The following is a 25,266-nucleotide window of genomic DNA, read 5'->3' on the forward strand; positions in this document are numbered from 1 at the left end:
CCCGAGGCCCGAGGCCCGAGGCCCGAGGCCCGAGGCCCGAGGCCCGAGGCCCGAGCTGTAACGGGCTCGTGCCCCGACCGGGGTGCGAGACCGAGCGTGGACGGCGAGCATGAGGGCTGATCTCTCGCGCCCGCTGCTCCCGGTCACTCCCGAGGAACCCGTGCAGGGTACGTTCAACTGCGAGCGCACGGTTCTCGTCGTCGCGCGGACCGTGACCTCGACCGGTCGCCTGCTCGAAGCGCTGCGGTTCTTCCGCGACGACTTCCGGGTCAAGCCCGTGTTCACCGTCAACGACACCTCCCGCTACAGCGCCGGCGCGCACGAGCTGCTCACCGCGTCCGGGGTCGAGGAGATCGTGCCGTGGGACCGGGTGGGCGAGCTGGACTACGCGTTGGCGCTGTCGGCCAGCGAGAACATCGATTTCAGCCGCCTCCGGGGCACGACGGTGGTGCTGCCGCACGGCATCGGCTTCAACAAGTGGGTGCCCGATCCGACCACCCGCGGCACCCGGCTGGCGGGGCTTCCGCCGGTGGAGGCGCTGCGGACCGGCCGCGTGCGCCTGGTGCTGAGCCACCCCTCGCAGGAGCGGCAACTGCTGGAAGCCTGTCCCGAGATCGCGGGTTCCACGGCCGTGACCGGCGACCCGACCTACGACCAGTTGCGGGCGAGCCTGCCGCTGCGCGACCGCTACCGCAGGAAGCTCGGGCTCGGTGACCGGAAGCTGGTGCTGCTGAGTTCGACCTGGCGCAGCGAGTCGGAGCTGGGAGCGTGGCGGACGCTGCCGCTGGAAATGCTGGCCGACCTGCCCAGCGACGAGTACCAGGTCGCGCTGGTCATGCACCCCAACATCTGGGCCTGGTACGGATCCCGGGTGGTGCGGAACTTCTTCGACCGCGCCCTCGACGCCGGGTTGCTGCTGATTCCCCCGGAACGCGGCTGGCACGCGGCCCTCGTGGCCGCCGACGTGGTGGTCGGTGACCACGGCTCGCTGAGCCTCTACAGCGCGGCGCTCGGAAAGCCCTTGCTGCTGTCCGCGTTCGGTGCCGAGCACGTGCCCGGCACCCCGGTCGAAGAGCTGGGCCGCACCGCTGAGCACCTGGTTCCGGGAACGGGCCTGCGGGAACAGGTGGAGCGCGCTCTCGCCCACCACGACCCGCAGCGGTTCTCCGGTCTCACCGATGGGATCTTCGCCCACGTCGGTCACGCCGAGACCAGGCTGCGCGATCTCCTCTACAGCGAGTTGAACCTGGCTCCCCCGCCCGGTGAGCCGCCGCTGCTGCGGCCTCCGGATGTGGACGTGACGCCGCAACCGGTCACCGCCTACGACACCTTCACCGATCTCAGTGCCGACGGTCATCTGAGGATCCGGCGATTTCCGGCTTCGGCCCGGCAGCACGACGTGGCTGCCGAGGCGGGCTCGATACGGCACCTCGCGGTGGAGGAGGACGAACGCGATCTGCACCGCCCGCACCAGGCTTCGGTGTTCGTTCGACGCGCCCCTTCCCCGGCTCCGGGGGCTCGCGCGTGGGCGGCCCGCGCTCTGGAGTCACTTCCGGGTGCTCGCGTCACCGCGGCGGCGACCGAATCGGGCTGCGTCGCCGCGGTCCGGCGTGGACCTGTCGTCGAGGTGAGCGGGTCGGCGGACGCGATGCTGCTTGCCTCCACCGTGTACGCCTGCTGGCTCGAGGGCGATCTCCGCGACCGCGACATCGCCGTGCACGCGGGCGAGACGTCGCTGCGGGTCCGCCTGACCGTCTCCTAACCGAGTTCGTTGAACTCGGCCTGCAGCGCTTCGAGGCGTGGAGTGCCGAACCTCGCGTGGATCTCGATCGCGCGTTGCAGGCTGTCCCGGCGCAGCGCGGCATCGCCGATGGTCTCGGCCACGGTGGCGAGGGCTTCGTGAGCGTGCGCCGCGTAGTAGTGGTCATCGCCCCGGGACAGCAGGTCCACGGCCTGGTGCAGCACGGCCACGGCCCGCTCGATGTCACCGAGCCGGTGGTGGGTCAGGCCGACCGCGGTGAGCGCACGCCCCTCCATTCGCTGGTCGGGGACGGTCTGGATGAGCCCGATCGCGTGATGCAGGGTTTCCAGGGCCTCGTCGGGCTGACCGAGTTCGAGGAGGCTGGTGCCGAGGAAGTACGTCACGAACGCGGCTCCGCGCCCATCGGACGCGGCCTCGAACAGCGCGATGGTGCGCCGGTAGGCCGCGACCGCGCTCTCGTGCTCTCCGCGCACGTCGTGGACCCGGCCGATGAGTTCCCACACCGAAGCCACCAGGCGCTGGTTGCCGGTCGTTTCGGCGATCGGCAGCGATTCGTCCAGCGCGGCCTGCGCCGCGTCGAGGTCACCGAGGTCGCTGTAGGCTCGGGACACGAAGCTGCGCAGGCGCGCTTCGGCCTGCCGGTTGTCGTCGAGCTGGGCCGCGCGCACTCCGATCCTCGTCGCTTCGACCCAGTCCTCCAGGTAGCGGCGGTTCACGTAGAGCGCGGTCATGGCCTCGGCCAACTGCCACGCCGCGCGGTGGGCACCCGTGTCGAGCGCAGCGCGAAGGACCGCCATGAGGTTGGTCCGCTCGCTGTCCATCCACCGCAGCGCGTCCTTCTTGGCGTCCTCACCGGTGAACGGGCTGGGCTCGCCGGCCAGCACCTCGTCGTGGGACGTGATGCGGAGCCGCTTCTTGGTCATCACGGCCAGATCGGCGTGAGCGCATCGGCGCAGGAAGTAGGCGATGGAGCGACGCAGGACGTCGTGCCGGAGCCGGGCGGCGTCGTGCGCCGCGTCCGCGGCTCCCCGAGCGTGGCGCCGGACGAGGCTGTGCAGGCCGTAGCGCCCTCGGCCCTTGTCCAGCACCAGGTTCGCTTCCAGCAGCGCGTCGAGCGCCCGGCGCAGTTCGGTCGGCGTGCCACCGCCCAGGGACAGGATCAGGTCCCTGTCGAAGTCGACGCCCGGGAACAGCCCCAGCATCTCGTAGAGCCGGGCCGCGGCGTCGGGCAGCTCGTTGTAGCAGGCGGTGAACACCGAGGCGACGCGGTTCGTCTTGGGAGAGCCGAACGGGGCCAAACCGCTGTTCTCAGCGCGGATCTCGGCGACCAGGTCGCTCACCGAAAGGCTCGGATGGCTCAGCAGGCGGGCCGCAGCCACTCGCAGCGCGATCGGCAGGCCCCCGCACAGTCCCGCCAGTTCGCGGATCGCCGCCGGTTCCTCCACCGCGCGGTTCTCGGTGCACAACGAGGCGAGCAGTTTGGCCCCGTCCTCGTCCGACAGCGGATGCACGGGGACGACTTCGGCCTGGTCGACGACGAGCTCGCTGAGCTGGTGGTTGCTCGTCACCAGCACCGCGCTGCCCGGGGCGGACGGGACGAACGGCGCGACCTCGGCGGGTTCGATCACGTCGTCGAGCACCACGAGCATCGCGCGGTCACGCGTCTTGGAGCGGTAGTGGTTCACCCGGCCCGAGAAGGTCGGCGGCATCACCTTGTCGTCCACGCCCAACGACCGCAGGCAGTCGGCGAGCCCGTCGTTGACCGCGGTCGTCCCGTTCTCCCGCAGGAACCCGAGGTCGACGTAGAGCTCACCACCGGGATAAGCACCGTCGTTGGAAGCGTCCACCGCACGCTGCACGACCGAGGTCTTGCCCACCCCGGGAAGCCCGGTGAACATGGCGATCCGCGCCGGACCGGTCGCGGGCTTCAGGAACGCGGCAGCATCCCGCAGCTCCTTGACCCGGTTGAAGAACGACCCCGTCGGCACCGGAACGTCATGCGGAATCACGTCGTGGCCACCAACACCCACGGACCCGTTGACCTGGCCGATCTGGAACACCGTCCCACGCACGGTCCCCGACAGCTCGTTGGTCACCCGCCCGAGATCATCACTACGTCCCGGATCACTCATCCCATTCCCCCAGGGCGAACACCATCCACACCGTGATCGACCGCCCACCCTACGCGATCACGACCCGAGGCTGGGCCGCGATCGATCACAGCATCGGGACCATGAAGATCAACACTCCGAGGGCGCTGGCCACCACGGCGACCAGGCCGAGAACCTTGGTGCTTCGCGGCCAGCCTTGCCCTGCCTGGCCAGCGCTAGCGGGCTGCCCGAACTGGCCGGGCGGAACACCGGGGCTCGGGGTGCTGGGGCGGGGCGGGCCATAAGGGGGCTCGCCCGCCTCGACCGCCGCGCGTCGCCTCTCCGCCTCAGCCTCGGCGGCGGCACGCGCGGCCAGTTCCTCCCGCACGGCCGCTCGGATCTCGGCCCTCAGCTCAGCCTTCTCCTTGCTGCGCTTCGCCTCACGGCGCGCGACGAACGTGGGCCATGCCGTGTATCCCGCGAGCAACAACGACACGAACGAGACGAAGAACGAGCCGATGCCGGCCACCCACGACCATGCCTCCAGCGCTTGCACGTCAACTCACTCCCGGTCGGGACAGGTCCAGCAGCATCGCTCCGACCCGACGCTAACGAACAGCACCGACGATCAGTCGACGTTCTGTTCATCCGAACCACCCATCACCCGAACAGCCCAGCCAATTCGCAGCACATGCGAACTGTTGTCAGCCGCGACGGCGAATTGCTATAGCAAGATCACCATTTCGAGGGACAGCATCGTCGCTGACCGTTATGATCGCCCGCCAGCTGATCACGATCGTGGGATCTTGGTGGGGGTCGGGTGAACGAGGTTCGGGGTGAGGCTTCGAAGCTGCTCGAGGATGCAGAGCAGGGACGACTCGCCAAAGCACTGGCGAAGGTCGTGTACGGGAAACGCAGGCCCAACCGGAGTGAGGTCAACTCCTGGCAGGAAAGCCTTCCCGCACTGCTCCGACTGCTCGTCAATGCGGGCCTCGGGCATGTGGAGGTCGTGCTCGAACACTCGCTCCCCTACAGCCCGAAGCGCATCGACGCCCTCGTGTGCGGAAAGCATCCCGACACCGGCAACAATTCGTACGTCCTCGTCGAGTTGAAGCAGTGGAGCAAAGCTGAGGCCATCGCCGATGGTCTAGTACGTGTTCCGGGCCTGAAACAACCTTCCCTGCCTCCGGTCGCCCAGGTGCGGCGCTACCAGCAGCACCTGCTCGATTTCACCCCCTCCCTCGCCCGCCAAGGTGAGCTGCCGAAGGCTGTCGTCTACCTCCACAACGCTGACCGCAACGCCATCTCAGATCTCTACAACTACGAGTCCCACGGTCTCGTCGACCTCTACGCGCGCGATGAGGCCGACGCGCTCGTCGAACGCTTGCGGAGTGCGCTCTCCACGGACCCCAGGTCCCGGGATGCCGCAAGCGCAGCCGCGGACGAGCTCCTCGGTGCGACGATCGCACCAGGGCGCAAGCTCATGGAGACCGTGGCGACCTCCTTCGAAGAGAGGCCCGCTTTCGTCCTCCTGGACGAGCAGCAGGTCGCCTACAACCTCGTCACGAATGCTGTGGCACAGGCTGAACGCGCTACAGCGGTGTCTCGTCGCGAACGGAAGACCGTGGTGGTCGTGCGTGGTGGCCCCGGATCGGGCAAGAGCGCCATCGCGACAACCTTGCTCACGACACTCGCCCGGAGGCACAAGCGGGTCATGCACGCCACCGGCTCGAAGGCCTTCACCGAGACCCTCCGAGAGCAGGTCGCGCAGGCGAATCCCCGACATGTGAACGTCTTCGCGTACTTCAACACCGTGGTCGGACGCCAAGACGAGCTCGACGTACGTCCACTTCGAGAAGGGGACAAATCCTCCAGGGGGCAGATCGCATCGAACGACCAGCAAAACCGGTGGAAAGCGCAAGCTCAGCTTAGACCGTTGGTCCATTAGGTGGATGATCACCGAAACCAGCCCGGCTCAAGTCAGTGCGACCTTAACGTCACTCACGGGATACGGCGTGTTGATAAGAGTTGTTGATCGCGTAGTGCGCGATCACGTCTCGATACGTCATCGCGTGGTCGACTTCGCTAAGTCACTGGCTGTGACTGGCTCTCGGCCTGGACCTTGCGGCAACCCGCACCACCTTCACGTTCGGACGGTGATGAAAGCATGGCGCAGAAGAACTGGTTGGATGTTCCCTTTTCGGAGAAGGACGAGGCCAAAGCCCTAGGAGCGCGTTGGGATCCGTCCGCGAAGCGATGGTACGCACCCAAGCCCGGCATGACGGAATTGCAGAAGTGGGCGGCCCTGCCCGAAGTGCCGGACTTGCTGCCGGGCGAGGACCGCGCGTTCGGCGAAGGACTTTTCGTAGACCTCGTTCCCTCGTCATGCTGGTTCACCAACGTCCGCTCCTGCGTTGCCAAGCGCGATTGGGAACGCCTGCGACGCATGATCACCCGCCGCGCCGGTCAGCGTTGCGAGATCTGCGGCCGTGGTGAAGACCGCGAACGTCGCCGCTGGCTCGAAGCGCACGAACGCTGGCACTACGACGATCACACCCGAACCCAGAGCCTGCGACGGCTGATCTGCCTGTGCACCGACTGCCACACCACAACGCACTTCGGATTTGCGCAGGTCAGAGGAATCGATGCGCAGGCCTTGGCTCACCTGCGCGAGGTCACGGGAATGTCAGCGCGCCATGCCGATGAACATATCGACGCGGCTTTCGCACTGTGGCGCCACCGTTCCAAGTACACCTGGTCACTCAACCTGAGCATGTTGACCGACGCGGGAATCACGGTTGCGCCACCACCGAGCGCCGATGAACGCCCTTCACATGCCGAACGGGGCCTCGACCAACGCTGAATGTGACAACAGCTGTGGCAGCGCCGCAATAGGAAAGACTGGTCCTGGCCACCCAAGAACTGGCACTACCTGGGCTGTCCACGATTAAGGACCAGAACCGGTTTTCATCAGACGTGTCCGCGAACCCGGCGCAGCACAGCCTTGATTCCGAGTTCACCCACGCATTCGGGATTTTCCAGGCAGAAGCCAATCAAGTGGTAGACAGGCATCGGGTCTGCGGCGAGGGGCTGATATCGATCGATGACGGGTACCGGAGGTAGTTTGTCGAGCCTCCACAAGGCCGTGAGCTGGAGCTTCTACCAGGGCGTGTTGCTGTAGGCGACGACAAGGGCCTCGCGGGTGCCGTTGTGGCTCGCCTTCATCCCGACCTACGACTCCCAAAGGCCGGAAGGACACGAAGACTCGGCCTTCCTGATGGATCTCATATTCCGCGAGGACGATGCGCCCTGGCAACGCAGCCGAGCGCCAAGCAGGGATCACCGGGGACGTTCAGCAGCTCGACGGTCGCCAGAAATGGGCTTTTTTCCTGCAGAATACCGTATTTGGGAGTTTTCGAGTCGGCCCCGAGGGCGGTGGGTTTGCGTGCTGCTGGTAGTACGTATACGCGCATGCCGTTCATCTTCGCTGAATCGGGGCACGTATGACCGTCTTGAACACCGCCGACGACCAGCAGGTGAAGGTCCGCGAAGGGCTGGTCCAGGCGGCGAGGGAGATGCGGGGCGAGCTCATCGCGCGTGCTGAGCGCGTCGAGCGGGACACGTTCTACGACAGTGAGGTTCATCGGTGGTTTCAGGAGGCCGGCTTCTACCGGATGTTGATTCCCGAGGCGCAGGGCGGGCTCGAGGTCGACCTGGCGACGTTCTACCGGGTGGTCATCGAACTGGCGCGGGCGGACATGTCGACGGCGTGGTGTTTCTGCCTGTCCTCCAACCACGCGTTGATGTTCGGGAACTGGTTTCCGCGGGAGATCCACGACGAGGTTTACGACGAGGGGCGGTTGATCGCTGCCTCTATGTACGCGCCGACGACGCGGGCGACTCCGGTTGATGGTGGGTGGACGCTCGACGGGACGGTCAACTACTGCTCGGGCATCCCCTACTCCACGCACTTCATCGGGCAGTGCGTGCTGCCCGGCACGAACGCTGACGGGAGTCCGCGGCTCGGTCTGTACGTCGCGCCGAAGGACGCGTATCGGCGTCTCGACGATTGGGGAAACATGCTGGGGCTCAACGGTTCCGGCTCGCACAGCATCGTGTTCGACGACGCGTTCCTCCCGGAGCGGTTCATGGTCGAGGACGTGAACCTGGCCGATTACGGCTTTGACGGGCACAGCCCGGGCTCGCTGGCTTACGGCAACCCCATGTACTCGGGGCGTCACATGTCATCGTTCGGCATCGGCGTCGCCGCGCTCACCATCGGTGGCGGCTACAACGCCCTCGACGAGTACGAGAACGTCATGCGCACGCGCAAGGCGCCCTTACCGCCTTTCGCGCCGCGCACCGAGGACCCAGATTTCCTGCGCTGGTACGGCAGCGCGCTCGTCAAGCTCCAGGTCGCCGAGTCGGCGCTGTTCCACGCGCTCGACCGCTGGATGGATGCGGCGCGCGCCAACGTCGCGGGCACCGAGACGTTCTCGGCCGCCACCGACAACCTGCTCGGCGGGATCGGGCGCGAGCTCGTCGTGCAGGCGTGGGAGGCGGTGGACCGCGATCTCTACCGCACGGTCGGAGCCTCGGCGTCCCGGCGCGGCGAGCGGTTCGAGCGGGTGTTCCGCGACCTGGCCCAGGCCGTCGGGCATCGCAATCCGCAGCTCAAGGAGCCCACCTACCGACTCATCGCGAACGAGCAGCTCGGGCTGGCCTGAGCCTCACCGGAGCAGCAGGTAGGCGACGAACATCAGGAACCCCACGCCGCCGATGCAGGCGACCAGACCGGGCAGCAGCAGGTGGGAGAAGCTGTTGACCTGCGCTTCTCGGGGCGCGTCCGGGTGGTAGATCACCTCGACCGTCCTGCCCGTGGTCATTCCCTTGCCCGGGCCGTGCGCCAGCGGCGTGAACTCGACTCGGTTGCCCGCGATGTCGGTGAAAGCGATGACCGGGGCCCACCTGGGCCCGTACTCCGAATCGTCGAGGCGCACGTTGCGCACGACGGTGCCCTCGGCGATCTGACCGCTCCGCCGCAGCCGCCACGCGGCGGCGATCTGACCGCTCCCCCAGCCCAGGACGGCGCCACCGCCGACGACCAGGCCTGCTTTGCCGGGAACTCGCTGCATCGCGTTCTTCTCGCGCTTCTGCCCGGCCATGTCACATCCCGCCGGGGTTGCTGATCGCGGAGACGACAACACCCACCGCGGTGATGATCATGGCGGTCCCTCCCAGGAGCAGGGCTGTCGCGGGTACCCACCAAGCACGCGAAGCCACTCGCGCCTCGGTCGGCTGGTCGGGTAGGTACATCACGGTGACCGCTCGGCCCGTGCGGGCCAGCCGGCGGGTGCTGGCCGGACGGGTGAACTCGACCGGTTGACCGCGATGATCGGTGAAGCCGACGACGTAGTAGGTGCGTTTGTCCGAGGTCACGCCGTCGATCACACGTCCCCGCGTTCGCAGACCTCGGCGGCGAACCCGGTTGACCGCACGACATTCCTGGATTCCCGCAGCGAACATGCCGCCACCGCCGACCAGGAGGATTGCGGGCATCAGCCATCGGCCGACCGCGGTTCCCACCGAGTAGGTGCCTGGCGTGAACGCGAGGATGAGTGTCAGGACCAGCGCGAGGACCAACCCTCCGGCCACGACCGCCAACAGCCCCGGAACGAGGAGGTGCGCGGCGGTGTTGACCCGCGCGTCCGGAGACGCTTCGGGCAGGTAGATCACCTCGACGGCGCTGCCGGTGGCCAGTTCCAGGCCGTTTCCTCGCGCTACCGGCGTGAACTCGACGAGATTGCCCGCGTGGTCGGTGAAGGCGATCACCGGAGACAGGTCCGGCCCGTACGCCGAGTCGCCGGTGCGGACGTTGTCCACCACAGTGCCTTCCGCGATCAGGCCACGCCGCCGCAAGCGGGCGACGAGGAAGAGCTCCCTGAACCCGAACACCAGGAGGTAGAACGGAGCCATCACCATGCCGACCTTGCCCGGCAGGCGGTCGATCAAGGCCCTCACGCGTTCGACTTCGGTCATCCCGCACCGTTCCCCTCGTCGGGCTGAACCACGTTCGCAGCCAGGGCAAACGCGGCGCATCCACTAACAGGACGTGCGAGACCTGCGCGAGGTTGCTCCCGTTTGCGGCACCCCTGAACCCGCTCGGGCTCAGTCCGGGCGAGACCCGGGGTGCGCCGACTTTCGGCAGTGGTCGACGCCACCCGTCGGAGGCGAGAGGTTCTGCGAAAAGCATCGTGCACCAGCGCGGATGGGCACGGAAACTCCCCTCTTCATCGTCGAAGCGGAAGGCACATTGCCGAGCAACACGAGCCCGAAATTTTCGGAACTATCTATAAACTTTCAGGATAGTAACCCACGGAAGTGCGCCGGAGTCAACAGGAACAGCTGGTGAAGCGGAAACTTCAGCCGTTTCGCGGCAGAAAGTTTCGAAATTTCAGGTCAACCACCGGAACCAGCAACGATCGGAGCAGCGAGAACGCGCCCATGCGGCGGATCCGCGTCACGAGCCGTTGACAACGGGACGCGGGGCCGTAACATGCGAAACCAACACGGCCCGAACACTGTCCGACCACGCGAACGCCCCGTTCAGGGCGTCGCTGTGCGCGGTCTCCCCTTGTCAGCAGGCATTTCCTTGCTTCACCGGGATGGTGTTCTCATGTTCTGGCCCAGTCGTGCCCACACCCGCCGGAGTGTTCTGACCGCGAGTGCCGCCGCGGCGATGAAGACCGATGGGCAGTTCTTCACTGGCTGCCGATTCGGCGACCGCGCCACGAGATGACTCGGGCCGTCACGAACGCTGACTCCGCGTTCCGCAGCAACGGCTTTCACGCAGTGCGGTGACACCCGCAAGCGATTCCGCATGTTCCGCGCGCCGTGAGCGCCGCAGAGATTTCCCCTGAAAAACAAGAGAAGGAGTTCTCGTGAAGCACAGTTCGAGCGTTCGACGACCCCGAAGTCGGACGGCGTTGGCGCTGTTGGCATCCGGTGTTCTCGCCACCAGCGGCGTCGGGCTCTTCACCGGTACGGCCCACGCCGCCGAGACGCTGGGCGATTCGGCCGCCCAGAGCGGGCGGTACTTCGGAACCGCGATCGAACCCGGTTATTTCGGCGAGCAGCCGTACGTCGACACGCTGAACCAGGAGTTCAACAGCGTCGTCGCCGAGAACAACATGAAGTGGGAGACCACCGAACCGGCACAGGGCCAGTTCGACTTCAGCGGCGGTGACCAGGTCGTCGGTCACGCCGAGAGCCAGGGAATGCAGGTGCGCGGTCACACGCTGGTGTGGCACTCGCAGCTCGCGCCGTGGGTTCAACAGCTCACCGGGGACGCGCTGAACCAGGCGATGATCGATCACATCAACGGGGTCGCCGGCCACTACCAGGGCCAGATCGCGTCCTGGGACGTGGTGAACGAGGCGTTCGACGAGGACGGCACTCGCCGCGACGACTCCCACTTCCAGCAGCAGCTCGGCGACGGCTACATCGAGGAGGCGTTCCGCACCGCCGACGCCGCCGACCCGAACGCCCAGCTCTGCTACAACGACTACAACACCGACGGCATCAACGCGAAGAGCAACGGCGTCTACGACATGGTCGCCGATTTCAAGGCTCGCGGGGTGCCGATCGACTGCGTCGGCTTCCAAACCCACCTCAGCACCGACACCGATCTGAGCACCTACCAGCAGAACCTCCAGCGCTTCGCCGACCTCGGGGTCGACGTGCACGTCACGGAGCTGGACGTCGGTGGCTCGGGCACCGCGCAGGCCGACGCGTACCGCACGGTCACCGAAGCCTGCTTGGCGGTGGAACGCTGCAAGGGAATCACGGTTTGGGGCATCACCGACGCGTACTCCTGGCGCGCCGAGGAAACCCCGCTGCTGTTCGACGGGAACTACCAGAAGAAGGAAGCCTACGGCGCCGTGCTCGAAGCCCTGAACAGCGCGGGCGCGTAGCCCGACAGCCCCTGCGCATCACCCGTTTTCCCGGCTGGAGGGCCAACTCCCAGGTTGGCCCTCCAGCCGAATCACGAGGGAGTCTTGCCATGCATGTTCATGCACGTCGTCAGCGCTCTCGTCCCGTCGTCGTGATGACCGTCGCCGCGCTGGGCTCGGTGCTGCTCGCCGGTCCGGCATCAGCGGCGCCCGAGACATCGCAGTTGCCGAGCAGTTTCGAGTGGTCCTCCACCGGGCCCGTGATCTCGCCGGCGGAGGACCTCAACTCCGCCTCCGCCAAGGACCCGTCCGTTGTCCAGGATCAGGACGGCACCTGGCACGTGTTCTTCACCAGGGTCGACAACGGCGACTGGGGCCTGGCCCACACGAGCTTCCGCGACTGGTCCCAGGCCTCGACCGCGCCGCAGGTCGATCTGGAAACCGCGTCGGCGATCGGCCCCGGCTACCGCGCGGCGCCCCACGCCTTCTACTTCGCGCCCACCGACGAGTGGTACCTCGTCTACCAGACCGGTTTGCCGTCGTACTCGACCACCAAGAACCCCGACGATCCGACCAGCTGGTCCGCGCCCAGGAACTTCATGGACTCCGTCCCCCAGGTCGTCCAGGACAACATCGGCGACGGTTTCTGGCTGGACTTCTTCGTCACCTGCGACGACACCAACTGCTACCTGTTCTCAGCCGACGACAACGGCCACGTCTACCGCTCCGAAACGACCTTGCAGAACTTCCCGAACGGTTTCGGCAACACCCAGATCGTCTTGGAGGACACGGCCAACAACCTCTTCGAGGGCGGCGCCGTCTACCGCGTCCGCGACACCAACACCTACCTGCTGATGTGGGAGGCCATCGGCTCCGACAACCGCCGCTGGTACCGGTCGTTCACCGCCGAGGGCCTCGACGGCGAGTGGAAACCGCTGGCCGACACCGAGGAGAACCCGTTCGCCCGCAGCAACAACGTCACCTTCGACGACGGCAACGCCTGGACGGCCGACATCAGCCACGGCGAACTGATCCGCAGCACCAACGACCAGACCATGACCATCGACCCCTGCAACCTCGAACTCGTCTACCAGGGCCAAGACCCGTCCTCCAGCGGCGCCTACGAAGACCTTCCCTACAAGATCAGCAAGGCCACCCAAACCAACTCCGACTGCTGACCCCACACCCCGCGGGACGTCCCGGCCGACGACGCCGGGCCGTCCCGTGCCGGTTTGTCTCTACGCGGACATCAGTTGCGACATGACGTCTCGGTCGAACTCGCCTCGGGCGACGCCGTCGAGGAAGGCAGCGACCTCGGCTTCGGTGAATTCGAGCTCCGGACCTGGGGTCGGCGTAATGGTGCTGCGGAGGGTGTAGGTCCCGTCGGAGCGGGCCGTCATCGCCAGGCACAAGCCACCGACGTTCCCGGAGCGCACGCCGACGAGGAAGGCGTCGAACTGCTCCTCGGTGAAGCGAATCCGCAGGTCGTCGGTGGCACCGAAGGACTTCTTGTCGTCGCGTAACTCGACCCAGCCATCCCGGCGAGCGACGCGGACGCACTCCTTGTCCGCATGACTGGCTGTGGCCTTGTGGAAGTCATCCTGAGCAAAAGTGGGCAGCGTCGTCATCGTCCTCGGTTCCCTCGTGCGCTCACTTCCTGAAGTCTTGCGATACCGACTTCAGGAACCTTCGAGTTTCTTCAAACCGTAGCGCGGCGTTCGAGACACGGGCCCAAGCTGCTTCGTGCGCAGCGAGCGCCTTCTTGTCGTCGAGGTACCTGATCTCGCCTTCACCCTCGACGTAGACCAGCTCCAACGGACCTGCCGCGCCCGGCGAGGGGACGTGGATCAGCGTGTACGGGCTCTCGATGGGCACACGACGACCGACCGGCTGGTCAAAGGGCATGACTTGCAGCATGACGTTCGGCCGCTTCGAGAGCTTGATCAGGAAATCGATCTGCTCCCGCATGACCTCGGCATCCCCGCAGGTGCGTCGCACGCACGACTCCGAGATGACGTACTGAACGACCGGCGGCTCGGAGTCGCCGAGGATTTCCTGCCTCGCCAATCGCGCCTCGACCCGTTCGTCCAGCGACAAATCACCGGCTCCGGACCTCTCCACGTGCTGGGCTCGGACATACGCTTCGCACTGCAGCAGGCCCGGGATCACCTCGACGTGCGCTGCGCGGATCTGGTCGGCGTGCTTTTCCAGGTCCACCAGCAGCCGCAGGTCCTCGGAGTAGGCGCGGTTGTGGCCTGTGGTCCAGAAGCCTCGTTTGTGGTTGTCGCGGCGGAGTTCGCGGAGGGATTCCTTGTAGCCCTCGTCGTCGAAGCCGAGCTTGTCGGCGAGCAGCACCAGGTCACCGGGCGAGCTGCTGCCGCCGCCGTTGACGAGCAGGGCGATGCGCGACTGGCTCGTCTCGATGAGATCAACATTCCTCGGAGGGCCCATGACCAGCGCGATCGACGGTTCACCGGACGAATCCGGACTCAGCCCCATATGCAGCCGCGCCCGGTTCACCGAACTGATCGAGGGCCTGGTCGCGGACTTCGCACCGAAGGTGTTCGCGATCGTGCAGGAGTACGGCGACCGTGTCGACGCCGAGATCATCGCCTGGGGAATCGCCTTCGACGACCGAGCCGAAGTCGTGGACGTCGACGGCGGTCTCCGAATGAGCCTGGAGACACCGGAACGAGCATTGGTCGCGTTCCGCTCCGGTGACGCCTTCACCGAGCACCTGGTCTGGGTCGATCCCCGAGCAGCGACCCGAACCGACCAGCACCAGGACGAACAGTGACCGTCCTCGACCCGTGCGCCTCCGGGGCCCGTTCGGGTTGTTCTGGGTGCCGGCAACGATGAAGATCACAGCCGACGAGTGAACCCGGCAGCTCAGGTGGTGGGGAGAACATGAGTGAGGTCGTCTCAACGGAATCCGGCGCGGTTCGCGGGGTGTCGGCAGCGGGGGTGACGGCGTTCCGCGGGGTCCCTTACGCGGGCCCGTTGCTCGGGCCGCGGCGGTTCCAGGCCCCGACCCCGGCACCCAGGTGGGACGGGGTCCGGGAAGCCCGGGAGTTCGGTGCGTGGGTTCCGCAACCCGCGCATCCGGCGATTCCGATGCCCGTTGCTGATCCAGACTGCCTCACGGTCAACGTCTGGACCCCGCAGACCGGAGGCGGAGATCTGCCCGTGATGGTGTGGTTGCATGGGGGTGGTTTCTACGCCGGGTCAGCGGCCTCGCCCGCGTTCGACGGAACCTCGTTCGCCCAGGCCGGCGTGGTGTTCGTGTCGGTCAACTACCGGGTCGGTTACGAGGGCTTCGGGTGGGTTGCCGACGCCCCGTGCAATCGCGGCGTGCTCGATCAGCTCGCCGCGCTGCGGTGGGTGCGCGACAACATCTTCCGTTTCGGTGGCGATCCGGACCGCGTGACGGTGTTCGGCCATTCTGCGGGCGCGACCTCGCTCATCGCGCTGGTGGCGGGCCGGGGAACCGAAGGGCTGTTCCAACGCGCGATCGCGCAGAGCCCCGGCGGCCTGTTCGTCCCGCACGACGAGGGACGCACGGTCTCGGCGATGATCACCGATGAGCTCGGCGTGCCGCAGACGGCCGAGGCGTTGGCGTCGTTGCCCGCGGAGGCCATCCACGCCGCTCAGTGGACGCCGGTGACGAGGATGCAGGAGGACCCCAGCGCGTGGAGCCACCCGCACAGTCCCTACGCGGTGATTCTCGACGGCGCGTTGCTCGACGAACGGCCCTGGGAAGCGATGCGCAGCACCGGTTCCGGGCGGGCGATCGATCTGATCTGCGGGGCCACTCGGGACGAGGCGAACATCTGGACCGCCGCGCTCGACCGGTCTGAGGCGAACCCGGTCCAGGACGCCCACAACTACGGTCTCGATGCCGCCGCGGTGCAGGACTATCGCGATGATCGACCCGATATCAGCGACGGTGACGTGTCGTCAGCACTGGCGACCGACGGCATGTTCCGGTTGCCGTCACGCTGGAGCGCCCGCGCCCACGCCGAGAGCGGCGGGCGCACGTTCCTCTACGAATTCGCCTGGTCCGCAAGCCCTCTGGGCGCCTACCACGGGTTGGAGGTCCCGTTCGTGTTCGGCATCCCCACGCCCGGAGGCCCCCTGCTCGACGAGCCGTTCCCAGCCGGTCCCGACGAGTTCGAGGTGCTGTCGACGGCGATGCGCCGCGCCTGGATCTCGTTCGCCGTCACCGGCGACCCCGGCTGGCCGCGATACCAGGCCGACGACTGGTCCGCCCGAATCTGGGACACTCCCCCATCCCTCGCCAGCGACCCGACCACGACCTCGGCCGAGATCTGGGATCGCAGGCACCGCGGAGGCCACCCCGCCTGAGCGATGCCAGGGAGCGCAGCACCTCGGCACGAAATCGATGCCGAGCGCAGCGCGGCACGTGCAGTGGGCGTGGAATTCCTCGGCCGCGCCCACTGCACGGCTCGACTCAGCTGAATCGGGTGCGCGGCCACCACCAGGTGGTTGCGAGGAAGGAAGGCTGCGGTCCGTCCCAACAGGATTCCCGCCTCGATGAACTGGAAGAGCCGGAACCGGTCCGATGACTGGTAGTACAAGATCGAGCAGTCCGGGCCACCCGATCCCCACGTAACGCCAGTCACCGGGAGCCTGACCGCCCGCGTGGAACGCGATCGGTGCCGCGTAGAGGTCGTCGCGCCTGATCGGCACGACCGCGTTGAGCTCGATCGGCGAGCCCCTCGTCGCAGTGCTCTTGGTCGAAGTAGGCGACTCGACTCAGAGCCTCAGGGTTCACCCGGCTCGCCGAACAGCGGCAGCGTGCCTGTCGTAGCGTTCCCGCCGCCAGTGCAGGCCCCCAGACTTCACGAATCGCGTTGCACTGCACCGTCGTGCAGGGCCGTCGCGACGAGCGCGGCGATCCCGCCGGTGTCCATTCCGGCCCCGTAGGCCCGGTCGAGCCACTGCTGCAATTCCTCGCGCAGCAGTTCCTGCTTCTCGACCCGGGCCGATCCGGCCCTGCTCGACGAACGTCCCCTGACCAGGACGCCCCTTCGCGGGCCCTCGATGTTCGAGCTCTCGATACGCCTTGAGCACGGTGTTCGGGTTGATGACCAAACTAGCCGCGACGTGCTTGACCGTGGGCAGACGGTCACCCGCGGACAGCTCACCGAGGCGAACCGCGTGTTCAACCTGGTCGACGAGCTGCCGAAACGGCGGCACGCCGGAGCCGGCATCAACGCGGAACTCGATCACCCATCTCCCCATTACTCTAGATCCCTGGGTTGATGGATCGATGAGAGATCGCCAACCGCGGTTCGCGAACCGGCCGTGAACAGGGAAGGGAACGACCTGACGATTCAGGCCGGGAAGGTCAGGCACACCAGCGATGCGCCCTCGTCGGCCGGCAGGGAGAAGTAGCGGGTGGTGTCGGACGAGCTGCTCGCGCACGACGCGTTGGGGTCGTTCTTGACGCTGGAGACGACCAGGACCGTGTTGTAGTGGCCGGGCAGCTCGGTCTCGTCGCAGTCGACGGCGGTGGTCGTCCCGATCTGCACGCCGCCGTCCGGCGTGGTCTCGGCCAGCACGCAGTACCTCGGCACCCACACCCGGTCCAGGCACAGCGTCGTGGTGTACCCGGAATCTCCGGTGTAGCTCCACGGGACGTAGTCCGAGGAGCCGCTGGTGCACTCCGAGCTGTCCAGCGACGTGCTGATCACCTTGAAGACGCCGGCGGTCTTGTCGTTGCAGGGCACGGCGTCCGGCGGCGTCGAGGTGTTCCACTCGCCCTCGCCGTCCTGGTAGACGGGCAGGCAGCTGCCCTCCTCGACGTCCTCGAACGCCTCCTCGGTCGAGTCGGTCGTCGAGGTCGTGGTCTCGGTGCTGTCGTACTCGTAGCTGTCGCTCTCGTCCCAGTCGTAGGACGAGGTGCTGTCGTAGGACGAGGTGGTCGTGGAGGCCTCGTCGGAATCCGACGTCGAGTCGTCGGAGGTGTCGACCTGGCTGATACCGATGATCGACACCAGCAGCAGCCCGATCGCCACCAGCACCCCGACCACCGGCAGAACCCGGTACGGGGTCGTCTCGGTCGGTTCCGCGATCGTCGCGGGAGGTTCGGCGGCGGGCGCCTGCAGCAACCGCAGCGCCTCGGCCGCGCTGGGACGGCGCGCCGGATCGGCTCCGCGCATCCGCGCGATCAACCTGCCGAGCTCGCCCGCGGGAGCGTCATCGGCCTGGCCCGGCTGCCTGCCCGTGAGCGCGTGCTGGAGGGTCGTGCCCAGCGCGTGCACGTCCCCGGCCGCGGTCGGCGCTTCCTCGTCGTGCTCAGGCGCGCGGTAGGCCGGATCGCCGAGGGGCGTGTCGAAGCCGGTGAGCACGGCCTCGCCGCTGCCGGTCAGCCGGACGACCTGCGGTGACACTCCCCCGTGCGCGATGCCCTCGCGGTGCGCGACCGCCAGCGCGCGCAGCAGGTCCTCGGCGATCGGTGTCGCGGTCGTCTCGGGCACCGGCCCGTACGCGGCGACGTCCTCTTCGAGGGTGCGGCCCTCCACCAGGCGGGTCACCGACCACAGCACGTCCTGGTCGGCGACCAGCTCGTCGGCGAGGACGAGGTTCGCGCTGGAGCGCTGCGCGGCGGCCCGCCGGCGGGCGTGCTCGGTGCGCCGCCGGTCGAACGCGGCGACCCGGTCGGCGGCGTCCTGCGCCGAGGACACCCGGGTCCGTTCCAGGCTCACCTGCTCGCCGCTGTCCTCGTCGCGGGCTCGCCATCGAGCTCCGGACGCGCGCAGCAGTCGGTAGCGCCCGCCGACGAGGTCGCCTTCCTGCGGTTGTGCCATCCCGACGCGCCCTCCCCGATCAGCCGAAGAAGGCGCTCACGGCACCCTCGACGTTCGTCACCGCGGTCGCCAGCTCACCGACGTGTCCGGCCGAGGACGAGATCCCGGCCAGCAGCCGCGAGATCCTGCCCCTGTCGGGCGTGTCCTCCTCCGCAGCAGCGACCAGCTCGTCGGCCTCGCGCACAGCACCGCCAGCGAGTTCGCCGTCATCGAGTTCGCCGTCGTCGACGGCGCGCCGCAGTTCCGCCCGCAGCTGCTGGATCTGCTCCCGCAACTCCCGCAGCTCGCGGGAGTTGCCGTAGGAGACGGCCCGCGCGTGCGGCCCCGCGGCCACCGCGTCGGCGTTGAGCTGACCCGATCCGCTGATGTTGATCCCGTGGTTCTCCGCCATGCGATCACTTCCCTCTGCCCGCCGGCGCCGAACGGGGCCGGGTGAAGGTGCTTCCCGCTCGCGACACGACCTTCGCGATCGGATTGGTGCCCACGGCGAGACTTCCCGCGGTCAGACTGCCCTGCCCGGACACGTAGACACCGTTGTTGAGGATGGTGGTCTGCCGTTCCCGCAGGTCCCGGGTGTCGATGTCGTGCTCGTCCAGGAACTCCTCCAGCGCGTCGACCACGCGCCGCTCGACGACCTTGGAGTACATCTCCTTGTCCAGGGCCTGGAAGTAGCGGTGGTACCACTTCTCGGCGGCCAGCTCGCGCAGGCAGATCTCAGCGCCGTAGTTGAAGCTGCGGCCGTGCTTGATGGCACGGGCCTCCCGCATCCGCCCGAGCACGTCCTCCAGCGGTGCGAGCACGACCGAGGACAACCGCGTCACCGCCCCGAAGGTGACCGGCACGAACCGCAGCAGGCACGAACGGGTCGCCCTGGCGAGCTGCAGCGGCGTGGGCGCGTCCAGCAGGCGGTCCACCTGCTGGTAGCGATCGTGGATCGGCCGCAGCAAGGAGTAGTTCGCCTCGACGTGCAGCTGATCCCCGCGCGGCAGCAGCGAGAACCGCAGGAACAGCGTCACCACGAGATCACCGCTCCACCCGCCCACGCGGATCACCAGGTACGGGCGCGCCCTGCTGGTGGCGTCCTCGCGCATCCGGGCGATCACGTCCTCGTCGACCCGAGCCGCCGGGGCGGCGAGCTCGTTCGGCAGCACGGCGCGCTTGACCGCCGGATCGAGGCCGTGCAGCAGGTCCAGGCCGCTGACGAAGACCCGGTCCTCGACCACCAGTCCCGGCAGCCCGATCTCGCGGACGGCGTCGGCGATGTGGTCCCGCAGCTCGCCCGTCGTGAAGTCGATGACGTCGGCGCAGCCCTCGGCCGGTTTCGCCACGTTCAGGGTGAACGACCAGTTCCCGAACGAGTCGCCGTAACCGGAGAACGGGCCGTACTGCGCGGAAACCGTGACGTTCCCCCGGTTCTGGAGCTCGATGGCGTCCAGCCGGGCCCGGATCGCACCGCTGCCGGGTGCGGGCGCGTGCGCGGGGTCGAACACGTCGCGCCGCAGGCGCTTGGCCAGAACTCCGTACTGGGTGGACAGCGTTTCGACCAGCAGCACGGCCCATCCGGCGAACAACGCCAGCAGCACCCACTCGGATTCGGGACTCGCGAGGAGCACGAGACCGATCACCAGCAGCGCCACCAGAACCACGTCCCGGATCATCTGCCTGGACCGCGCGGCCGCCCCGTACTTGAGGACGGTGACGAGATCGACCCCGGGCGAGGACGCGATCGTGCGGTAGTGCGCTTTGAGGATCTTCTTGTGCGCCTGGTGGTTCAGGCTCGCGTTCATCTGCAACGCCGCGCACAGGTAGCGCGTCGCGTCGCGGTTGAACCCCGTTCCCGGCACGACCCGGGTCGGCGGCACCGTCTCCGAGTTGGCCGGGACCCGGTCCCGGCCGCACTCCGGGCACCGCACGAGTTCGTCGGCGTGGTCGACACCGCAGTAGTGGCACTTCATCGGTCCCACCGCTTCCAGCGCATCGTGGTCAATCCAGGTATTCGACGGAGATCGGTTCGGCGCCGGGACTCGGCGTGCTCGCGGCGGCCGCGGCGCGGGCGGGCAGCGGACCGCGCGCGGTGAACGAGCCGCGTCCGGCGTAGACCTCGCCCGCCAGGACCGAGCTGAGCTCCACCATCGAAGGCCGCTGCTCGCGGTCGGTGCTGAGCAGCGCGTCGAGCAGGATTTCGCGGAGCCCCCGATTGCCGAAGCCGTCGGAGTCGGCCAGGTCGTGGGCGACAGCGGCCCTTTCGGTGCTCCCGGTGAGGACGCGCGCGACGAGCAGAGCCACGCGGAAGCGGTCGGTGGCGTTGTCGGCGTCCGTCGCGGCCGGGGCGAGCGGGTCGTCCCAGCCGTCCCGGCGCGCGTTCGGCACCGCGCCGCGCGCGCACCTGTCGACGTCGAGGACGAGCACCGAGGCGTCCCGACCCCAACGAGCGGTGTCCTCCGACCAGTCCGGGTGGACCAGGTGGTGGCGTTCGAGGACCTCGGCCACTGCCACGAGTTCCCGGCACGCGCCCAGGCGTTGGGCCCGCGTCGCGCGCACGCCCCGGAGCGGTGCGAGTGGTTCGGGGATCTCCGGGATCACGCACCCGCGAGCCGGGTTCTCGGGAGTCGTGATGCGCGCGACCGGCCAGCAGGTGTGGCGGCGCAGCGTCGCGACGTCCTCCGCCGGAAGGGCTGCGGGCAAGGCGACGAGTTCGTCGAGGCGGTCGGCTTCGGCGCGGTCACCGGGTTCGTCGTAGAGCTTCGCCGACCAGCCGGGCCGGGCCTCGATGAGGTGGCTCGCGCCGTCCCCGGAGCTGAACAGCTCGCCCAACTCGGCCAGCGCCAGCACGGCGGGCATCGGCCGATCGCCGGTCGTCGTCTCAGCCAACCTGCCTCCCCACCTGGTGCGCGACGGCACTGTGACGAGCGAGATCACCCGGAGCCACCGTCGAGCAGAACGAACCGTAGTGGGACGACGGGGACGACGACCCGGTTCCGGAACTTTTCGCCCGGTTGGCGCAACCGTTTTCCGGGCGGTGCGGCGCGTTCTCACCCGGTCGTCACAGCCCCGGAACGACCGCGCGACGCTCCACGCGCCGCCGCTCGCTGGACGTCCTCGGCTCGTCGACCCGGCGTTCCGGTCCGGGTGCGGTTAGCGTTGGTCAACATGGGTGCTGAGCACGGGCTGGTGGCTGATCTCCTGTCGGTGTGGTGGATCGCGCTGGCCGCGGCGTTGGGGCCGGTGTTCGCGCTCGTCACCCGGCGGGTGGTGCCGGATGTGGTGTGGCTGCTGGTGTTCGGGGCTCTGATCGGGCCGCACGCGCTCGGGTTGGCGAGCGAGACCGACGCTGTGGGGTTCCTGCGCGAGCTCGGGCTGGGGTTGTTGTTCCTGCTGGCGGGGTTCGAGGTCCGGGTCGCGGACATGCACGGGGCCCAGGGCAGGCACGCGGCGCTGACCTGGCTGGTGTGCGCCGTTCTCGGCGTCGCTGCGGGACTGCTGCTGACCGGCGGTCAGGTGCAGGTGGCGGTCGTCATCGCGATCGCCTCGACGTCGACGGCGCTGGGCACGCTGCTTCCGATCTTGAAGGACTCCGGCGGGATGGGCACTCCGCTGGGGCGGGCGATCATGACCCACGGCGCCTACGGCGAGCTGCTGCCCATCGTGGCGATGTCGGTGCTGCTGTCCACGCGCGGGACGTGGCAGGCCGCCGTCGTGCTGCTCGCGTTCGCCGCGGCGGCGGTGATCGTGGTCGCGCTCCCCGCCCGCATCCTGCGCAGGTTGCCGCTGCTGGGCCGAGCCGTCATGGGTGCCTCGAACACGACGATGCAGACCACGTTGCGCATCACCGTTCTCGTGCTGGTGACGTTGATGCTGCTGACGGCCGTGCTCGAACTCGACGTCGCTCTGGGCGCGTTCTCCGCCGGTCTGCTGTCGAACGCGGTGCTGCAGGCGGTCGCCCAGCGTCACGCGGAGGAGATCTCGCACAAGATCGAGATCGTCGGGTTCAGCCTGCTCATCCCGGTGTTCTTCGTGACGAGCGGGATGGCCATCGACATCGCCGCGGTCGCTTCGCAGTGGCCGCTGCTGCTCGGGTTCATCGCGGTGATCCTGCTCGTGCGCGGCCTGCCGGTGTTCCTGCGCGAAGCGTGGACCACGACCCGATCCGGCATCACCGGCACCCGCGACCAGATGGCGCTCGGCCTCTACGCGGCCACCGGCCTGCCGATCATCGTCGCGGTCACCCAGATCGCCGCGTCCTCCCGGCTCATCACCGGCACAACAGCCTCGGTCATGGTCTGCGCAGGAGCGGTGACGGTCCTCCTCTTCCCCCTCATCGCCACCCACATCTCCCGCAGCAGCCCAACGCCGACGGACCAGGTCAACCCATGACCCCTCACAGCGCGGGGTTGATCATGGTCATTCCTGCGACCGCGGCTTGGTCGAAGGTGGGGAGCAGGGTGGCTGCTTCGGTGAGGCCGATGGTGCGTTCGATGAGGGCTTGCGGGGCGAGGTGGCCCTGGTCGATCAGCGCGAGCATGCCCGGGTAGTCGGTGGCCGGCATGCCGTGGCTGCCCAGGAGGTCGAGTTCCCAGGCGATGACCCGGGACATCGGGATGCGCGGGTGGCCGTCGACCGGTGGGAGGAGGCCGATCTGGACGTGGCGGCCTCGACGGCGGAGGCTGAAGATCGCGTCCGAGCTGGTCCGCTCGCTGCCGACCGCGTCGACGGCGACGTGGGCGCCGCCGGAGGTGAGGTCGTGGACGGCGGCGGGGGTGTCGGTTCCGGCTTCGACGGTGTGGTCGGCGCCGAGGGCGCGGGCGACCGCGAGGGCTCCCGGGTTGCGGTCGATGGCGACGACGTGGGCGCCGAGCGCCTTGGCGATCATGACCGCGCTCAGGCCGACGCCTCCCGCACCGATCACCGCGACCCACTCCCCCTCGGCCAGCCGGGCGCGGCCGACCAGGCCCCGGTAGGCGGTGGCGAAGCGGCAACCGAGTCCGGCCGCGGCCTCGAACCCGACGCCGTCGGGGATGGCGACGAGGTTCGTGTCGGCGGCGTGCAGGGCGACTTCCTCGGCGAACGAGCCCCACGTGGTGAAGCCGGGTTGTTGCTGGTCGGGGCACACCTGGGCGTTGCCGCTGCCGCACCACTCGCAGCGACCGCAGCCGCAGACGAACGGGACCGTCACCCGGTCACCGACCGCGAAGTTCGCCACGCCCGCGCCGACGGCGCTGATCACGCCGGCCAGCTCGTGACCGGGCACGTGCGGGAGGGCGATGTCGTCGTGGCCCGCCCAGGCGTGCCAGTCGCTGCGGCACAGGCCGGTCGCGTGCACCCGGACGACGACTCCGCCGTCGGGGGCGGTCGGCTCGGGAACCTCGCGCACCTCCGGCTCGGCACCGATCGCATCGAAGACGACTGCTCGCACTGCTCACTCCCAGGACACCGACGACGTCGGGCGACTGTAACCGCGGACCAGCGGCGCCGAGGTCCCAGGTCGTCACACGGCGGCGGTGCCGATCAGCCCTTCGCGGGTGACGAGCTCGGCGAGCTGCGCCTCGCCGCGGTCCTCGGTGCCGTCGGGGCGGCGCGGGAGGACCATGTAGCGGGTCTCGGCGCTCGAATCCCAGACGGTGATGTTCACGTCCTGGTCGAGGTGCAGGCCGAACTCGGCGAGGACGCCTCGCGGATCGCGGACCACGCCCGAGCGGTAGGCCTCGTACTTGTACCAGCTCGGCGACGGCCCCAGCAGCGCCAGCGGGTAGCAGGAGCACAGGGTGCAGACGATGACGTTGTGGCTGGTGGGAGTGTTCTCGACGACCTTGAGCCGCTGGTCCTGCAGCCCACCTCCCATCGACAGCCCGAGCTCGTGCAGCGCGGAGTTGGCGTCGGCGAGCAGGCGAGCGCGGAACCCGTCGTCGGTCCAGGCGCGCGCCACGACGCGGGCACCGTTGGTCGGGGACGCGTTGTCGAGGAAGTTCGCGACCGCCGAGTCCAGTTCGGCGTCGCTGGTCAGACCGGCTTCGATCAGCCGCTCCTCCAGCCTGCGCACCCGTGCCGCGACGGGCAGGCTCGCGTGATCACCGCTCATGATTCCTCCGTCAGGTAGGACTCCCACAGGTCGACCGTGACGTCGTGCGCACCGTCGCCCCACAGGTCGCGGGCGGCGAAGCGGACCGTGTAGACCGGTTCGACGCGGGAGTCGGGTCGCTGCCGCGCCCGGTCGTCGGGAAGCGGGTACGCGCCCTGGCACTCGACGACCTCACCCACGCGGCCCCGCACGTACCTCGGGACGCGGGTGTGGTGCGGCGGGTCGACCGGCGCGGCGCGGACCCGGCTGCCGGGGGCGAATCGCGGTTCACTCACGGTCCAGCAACCCCTTCTCCGCCAGCAGCGTTTCGATGCCTGCCAGCCAGCGCTCGTAGTACGAGGAGGTCAGGTAGTCCTGGGGCGGCATCCGCTCGACCGCGTCGCGGAACTCGTCGAGGTTGTAGGCACCGCGCGCCAGCAGAACCCGCTGCAGCGCGAACACGCGCGCCTCCCAGTCCGCGTGGAAGACCGGGGCCTCGTCCACGTCCGGGTCGACCGCACCGAACCCCTGCTGCCCGCCGACGTCGTTGACTCTGCTCACACCCCGACGCTAT

General features: G+C 68.3%; 25 protein-coding genes. 10 read left to right on the forward strand and 15 right to left on the reverse strand.

Annotated elements, in window-relative coordinates:
• The first annotated feature begins 160 nt into the window (after positions 1-160).
• Positions 161-1,762, forward strand: coding sequence for a hypothetical protein (locus QFW96_RS26935; protein WP_281458541.1), 1,602 nt, complete (start codon positions 161-163; stop codon positions 1,760-1,762).
• Here the strand turns inward: QFW96_RS26935 and QFW96_RS26940 are convergent.
• A complete protein-coding gene (locus QFW96_RS26940; protein WP_281458542.1) occupies positions 1,759-3,858 on the reverse strand; it encodes a tetratricopeptide repeat protein in 2,100 nt (699 codons plus the stop codon). The two genes, QFW96_RS26935 and QFW96_RS26940, sit on opposite strands and share 4 nt — an antisense overlap.
• A 121-nt stretch (positions 3,859-3,979) precedes the next feature.
• Positions 3,980-4,408 carry a hypothetical protein gene (locus QFW96_RS26945; RefSeq protein WP_281458543.1) on the reverse strand — a complete coding sequence of 143 codons (429 nt, stop codon included), beginning with the start codon at positions 4,406-4,408 and terminating at the stop codon, positions 3,980-3,982.
• Between the two features lie 264 nt (positions 4,409-4,672).
• Here QFW96_RS26945 and QFW96_RS26950 point away from each other — a divergent pair, with 264 nt between their 5' ends.
• From QFW96_RS26950 to QFW96_RS26960, 3 genes are all read left to right on the forward strand, one after another.
• Positions 4,673-5,800: a DNA/RNA helicase domain-containing protein gene (locus QFW96_RS26950; protein WP_281458544.1), complete on the forward strand. Its 1,128-nt coding sequence runs from the start codon at positions 4,673-4,675 to the stop codon at positions 5,798-5,800.
• Between the two features lie 219 nt (positions 5,801-6,019).
• Complete coding sequence (locus QFW96_RS26955; protein WP_281458545.1) at positions 6,020-6,715, forward strand: DUF5710 domain-containing protein; 696 nt, start codon at positions 6,020-6,022, stop codon at positions 6,713-6,715.
• Between the two features lie 649 nt (positions 6,716-7,364).
• Positions 7,365-8,579, forward strand: a complete 1,215-nt coding sequence (locus QFW96_RS26960; protein WP_281458546.1) for an acyl-CoA dehydrogenase family protein — start codon at positions 7,365-7,367, stop codon at positions 8,577-8,579.
• 3 nt (positions 8,580-8,582) lie between these two features.
• Here QFW96_RS26960 and QFW96_RS26965 read toward each other — a convergent pair whose 3' ends face one another.
• On the reverse strand, positions 8,583-9,017 hold the full coding sequence (locus tag QFW96_RS26965) for a DUF3592 domain-containing protein (protein ID WP_281458547.1): 435 nt from the start codon (positions 9,015-9,017) through the stop codon (positions 8,583-8,585).
• A gap of 1 nt (position 9,018) precedes the next feature.
• Positions 9,019-9,891 carry a DUF3592 domain-containing protein gene (locus QFW96_RS26970; RefSeq protein WP_281458548.1) on the reverse strand — a complete coding sequence of 291 codons (873 nt, stop codon included), beginning with the start codon at positions 9,889-9,891 and terminating at the stop codon, positions 9,019-9,021.
• 947 nt (positions 9,892-10,838) lie between these two features.
• Between QFW96_RS26970 and QFW96_RS26975 the strand changes: the two genes are divergently transcribed.
• Together QFW96_RS26975 and QFW96_RS26980 are read left to right on the forward strand one after the other, a co-directional pair.
• Complete coding sequence (locus tag QFW96_RS26975; protein WP_281458549.1) at positions 10,839-11,825, forward strand: glycoside hydrolase family 10 protein; 987 nt, start codon at positions 10,839-10,841, stop codon at positions 11,823-11,825.
• An 89-nt stretch (positions 11,826-11,914) separates the two neighbouring features.
• Positions 11,915-12,982 carry a glycoside hydrolase family 62 protein gene (locus tag QFW96_RS26980; protein ID WP_281458550.1) on the forward strand — a complete coding sequence of 356 codons (1,068 nt, stop codon included), beginning with the start codon at positions 11,915-11,917 and terminating at the stop codon, positions 12,980-12,982.
• 60 nt (positions 12,983-13,042) lie between these two features.
• On the opposite strand, the gene QFW96_RS26985 is transcribed toward QFW96_RS26980, so the two are convergent.
• Together QFW96_RS26985 and QFW96_RS26990 are read right to left on the reverse strand one after the other, a co-directional pair.
• Positions 13,043-13,432, reverse strand: a complete 390-nt coding sequence (locus QFW96_RS26985; protein WP_281458551.1) for a DUF397 domain-containing protein — start codon at positions 13,430-13,432, stop codon at positions 13,043-13,045.
• A gap of 22 nt (positions 13,433-13,454) precedes the next feature.
• The gene (locus tag QFW96_RS26990) at positions 13,455-14,255 is read right to left on the reverse strand and encodes a DUF5753 domain-containing protein (protein WP_281458552.1); all 801 of its coding nucleotides are present in this window, start codon (positions 14,253-14,255) and stop codon (positions 13,455-13,457) included.
• Between QFW96_RS26990 and QFW96_RS26995 the strand changes: the two genes are divergently transcribed.
• A complete protein-coding gene (locus QFW96_RS26995; RefSeq protein ID WP_281458553.1) occupies positions 14,254-14,601 on the forward strand; it encodes a hypothetical protein in 348 nt (115 codons plus the stop codon). The two genes, QFW96_RS26990 and QFW96_RS26995, sit on opposite strands and share 2 nt — an antisense overlap.
• Positions 14,602-14,711: 110 nt before the next feature.
• Positions 14,712-16,169 carry a carboxylesterase/lipase family protein gene (locus QFW96_RS27000; protein ID WP_281458554.1) on the forward strand — a complete coding sequence of 486 codons (1,458 nt, stop codon included), beginning with the start codon at positions 14,712-14,714 and terminating at the stop codon, positions 16,167-16,169.
• A gap of 426 nt (positions 16,170-16,595) precedes the next feature.
• Here the strand turns inward: QFW96_RS27000 and QFW96_RS27005 are convergent, their stop codons facing one another.
• Complete coding sequence (locus QFW96_RS27005; RefSeq protein ID WP_281458573.1) at positions 16,596-16,967, reverse strand: GntR family transcriptional regulator; 372 nt, start codon at positions 16,965-16,967, stop codon at positions 16,596-16,598.
• Here QFW96_RS27005 and QFW96_RS27010 point away from each other — a divergent pair.
• On the forward strand, positions 16,869-17,090 hold the full coding sequence (locus QFW96_RS27010) for a hypothetical protein (protein WP_281458574.1): 222 nt from the start codon (positions 16,869-16,871) through the stop codon (positions 17,088-17,090). The genes QFW96_RS27005 and QFW96_RS27010 overlap by 99 nt on opposite strands.
• Positions 17,091-17,161: 71 nt before the next feature.
• On the opposite strand, the gene QFW96_RS27015 is transcribed toward QFW96_RS27010, so the two are convergent.
• From QFW96_RS27015 to QFW96_RS27030, 4 genes are read right to left on the reverse strand one after another with little or no spacing between them, the layout of a single operon-like run.
• Positions 17,162-18,637, reverse strand: coding sequence for a serine/threonine protein kinase (locus QFW96_RS27015; protein ID WP_281458555.1), 1,476 nt, complete (start codon positions 18,635-18,637; stop codon positions 17,162-17,164).
• Between the two features lie 19 nt (positions 18,638-18,656).
• Positions 18,657-19,028: an ATP synthase subunit B family protein gene (locus tag QFW96_RS27020; protein WP_281458556.1), complete on the reverse strand. Its 372-nt coding sequence runs from the start codon at positions 19,026-19,028 to the stop codon at positions 18,657-18,659.
• Between the two features lie 4 nt (positions 19,029-19,032).
• On the reverse strand, positions 19,033-20,601 hold the full coding sequence (locus tag QFW96_RS27025; RefSeq protein ID WP_281458557.1) for a hypothetical protein: 1,569 nt from the start codon (positions 20,599-20,601) through the stop codon (positions 19,033-19,035).
• Between the two features lie 19 nt (positions 20,602-20,620).
• On the reverse strand, positions 20,621-21,508 hold the full coding sequence (locus QFW96_RS27030) for a hypothetical protein (protein WP_281458558.1): 888 nt from the start codon (positions 21,506-21,508) through the stop codon (positions 20,621-20,623).
• Between the two features lie 279 nt (positions 21,509-21,787).
• On the opposite strand from QFW96_RS27030, the gene QFW96_RS27035 reads away from it, so the two are divergent.
• Positions 21,788-23,011: a cation:proton antiporter gene (locus tag QFW96_RS27035; protein ID WP_281458559.1), complete on the forward strand. Its 1,224-nt coding sequence runs from the start codon at positions 21,788-21,790 to the stop codon at positions 23,009-23,011.
• A gap of 4 nt (positions 23,012-23,015) precedes the next feature.
• On the opposite strand, the gene QFW96_RS27040 is transcribed toward QFW96_RS27035, so the two are convergent.
• The 4 genes from QFW96_RS27040 to QFW96_RS27055 all read right to left on the reverse strand — a co-directional run bounded on the left by QFW96_RS27040 (position 23,016) and on the right by QFW96_RS27055 (position 25,253).
• Positions 23,016-24,050 (reverse strand): zinc-dependent alcohol dehydrogenase family protein, encoded by a 1,035-nt coding sequence (locus tag QFW96_RS27040; RefSeq protein WP_281458560.1) that lies wholly within the window; start codon positions 24,048-24,050, stop codon positions 23,016-23,018.
• 72 nt (positions 24,051-24,122) lie between these two features.
• Entirely contained in the window at positions 24,123-24,713 is a 591-nt protein-coding gene (locus QFW96_RS27045) for a nitrile hydratase subunit alpha (protein ID WP_281458561.1), read from the reverse strand.
• Complete coding sequence (locus QFW96_RS27050) at positions 24,710-24,988, reverse strand: SH3-like domain-containing protein (protein ID WP_281458562.1); 279 nt, start codon at positions 24,986-24,988, stop codon at positions 24,710-24,712. Before QFW96_RS27050 ends, QFW96_RS27045 begins: the two co-directional genes overlap by 4 nt.
• Positions 24,981-25,253 (reverse strand): SH3-like domain-containing protein, encoded by a 273-nt coding sequence (locus QFW96_RS27055; RefSeq protein WP_281458563.1) that lies wholly within the window; start codon positions 25,251-25,253, stop codon positions 24,981-24,983. Before QFW96_RS27055 ends, QFW96_RS27050 begins: the two co-directional genes overlap by 8 nt.
• Between the last annotated feature and the right edge of the window lie 13 nt (positions 25,254-25,266).

Origin of the sequence: Saccharopolyspora ipomoeae (genome assembly GCF_029952525.1) — a bacterium.
Classification (GTDB): Bacteria; Actinomycetota; Actinomycetes; order Mycobacteriales; family Pseudonocardiaceae; genus Saccharopolyspora; species Saccharopolyspora ipomoeae.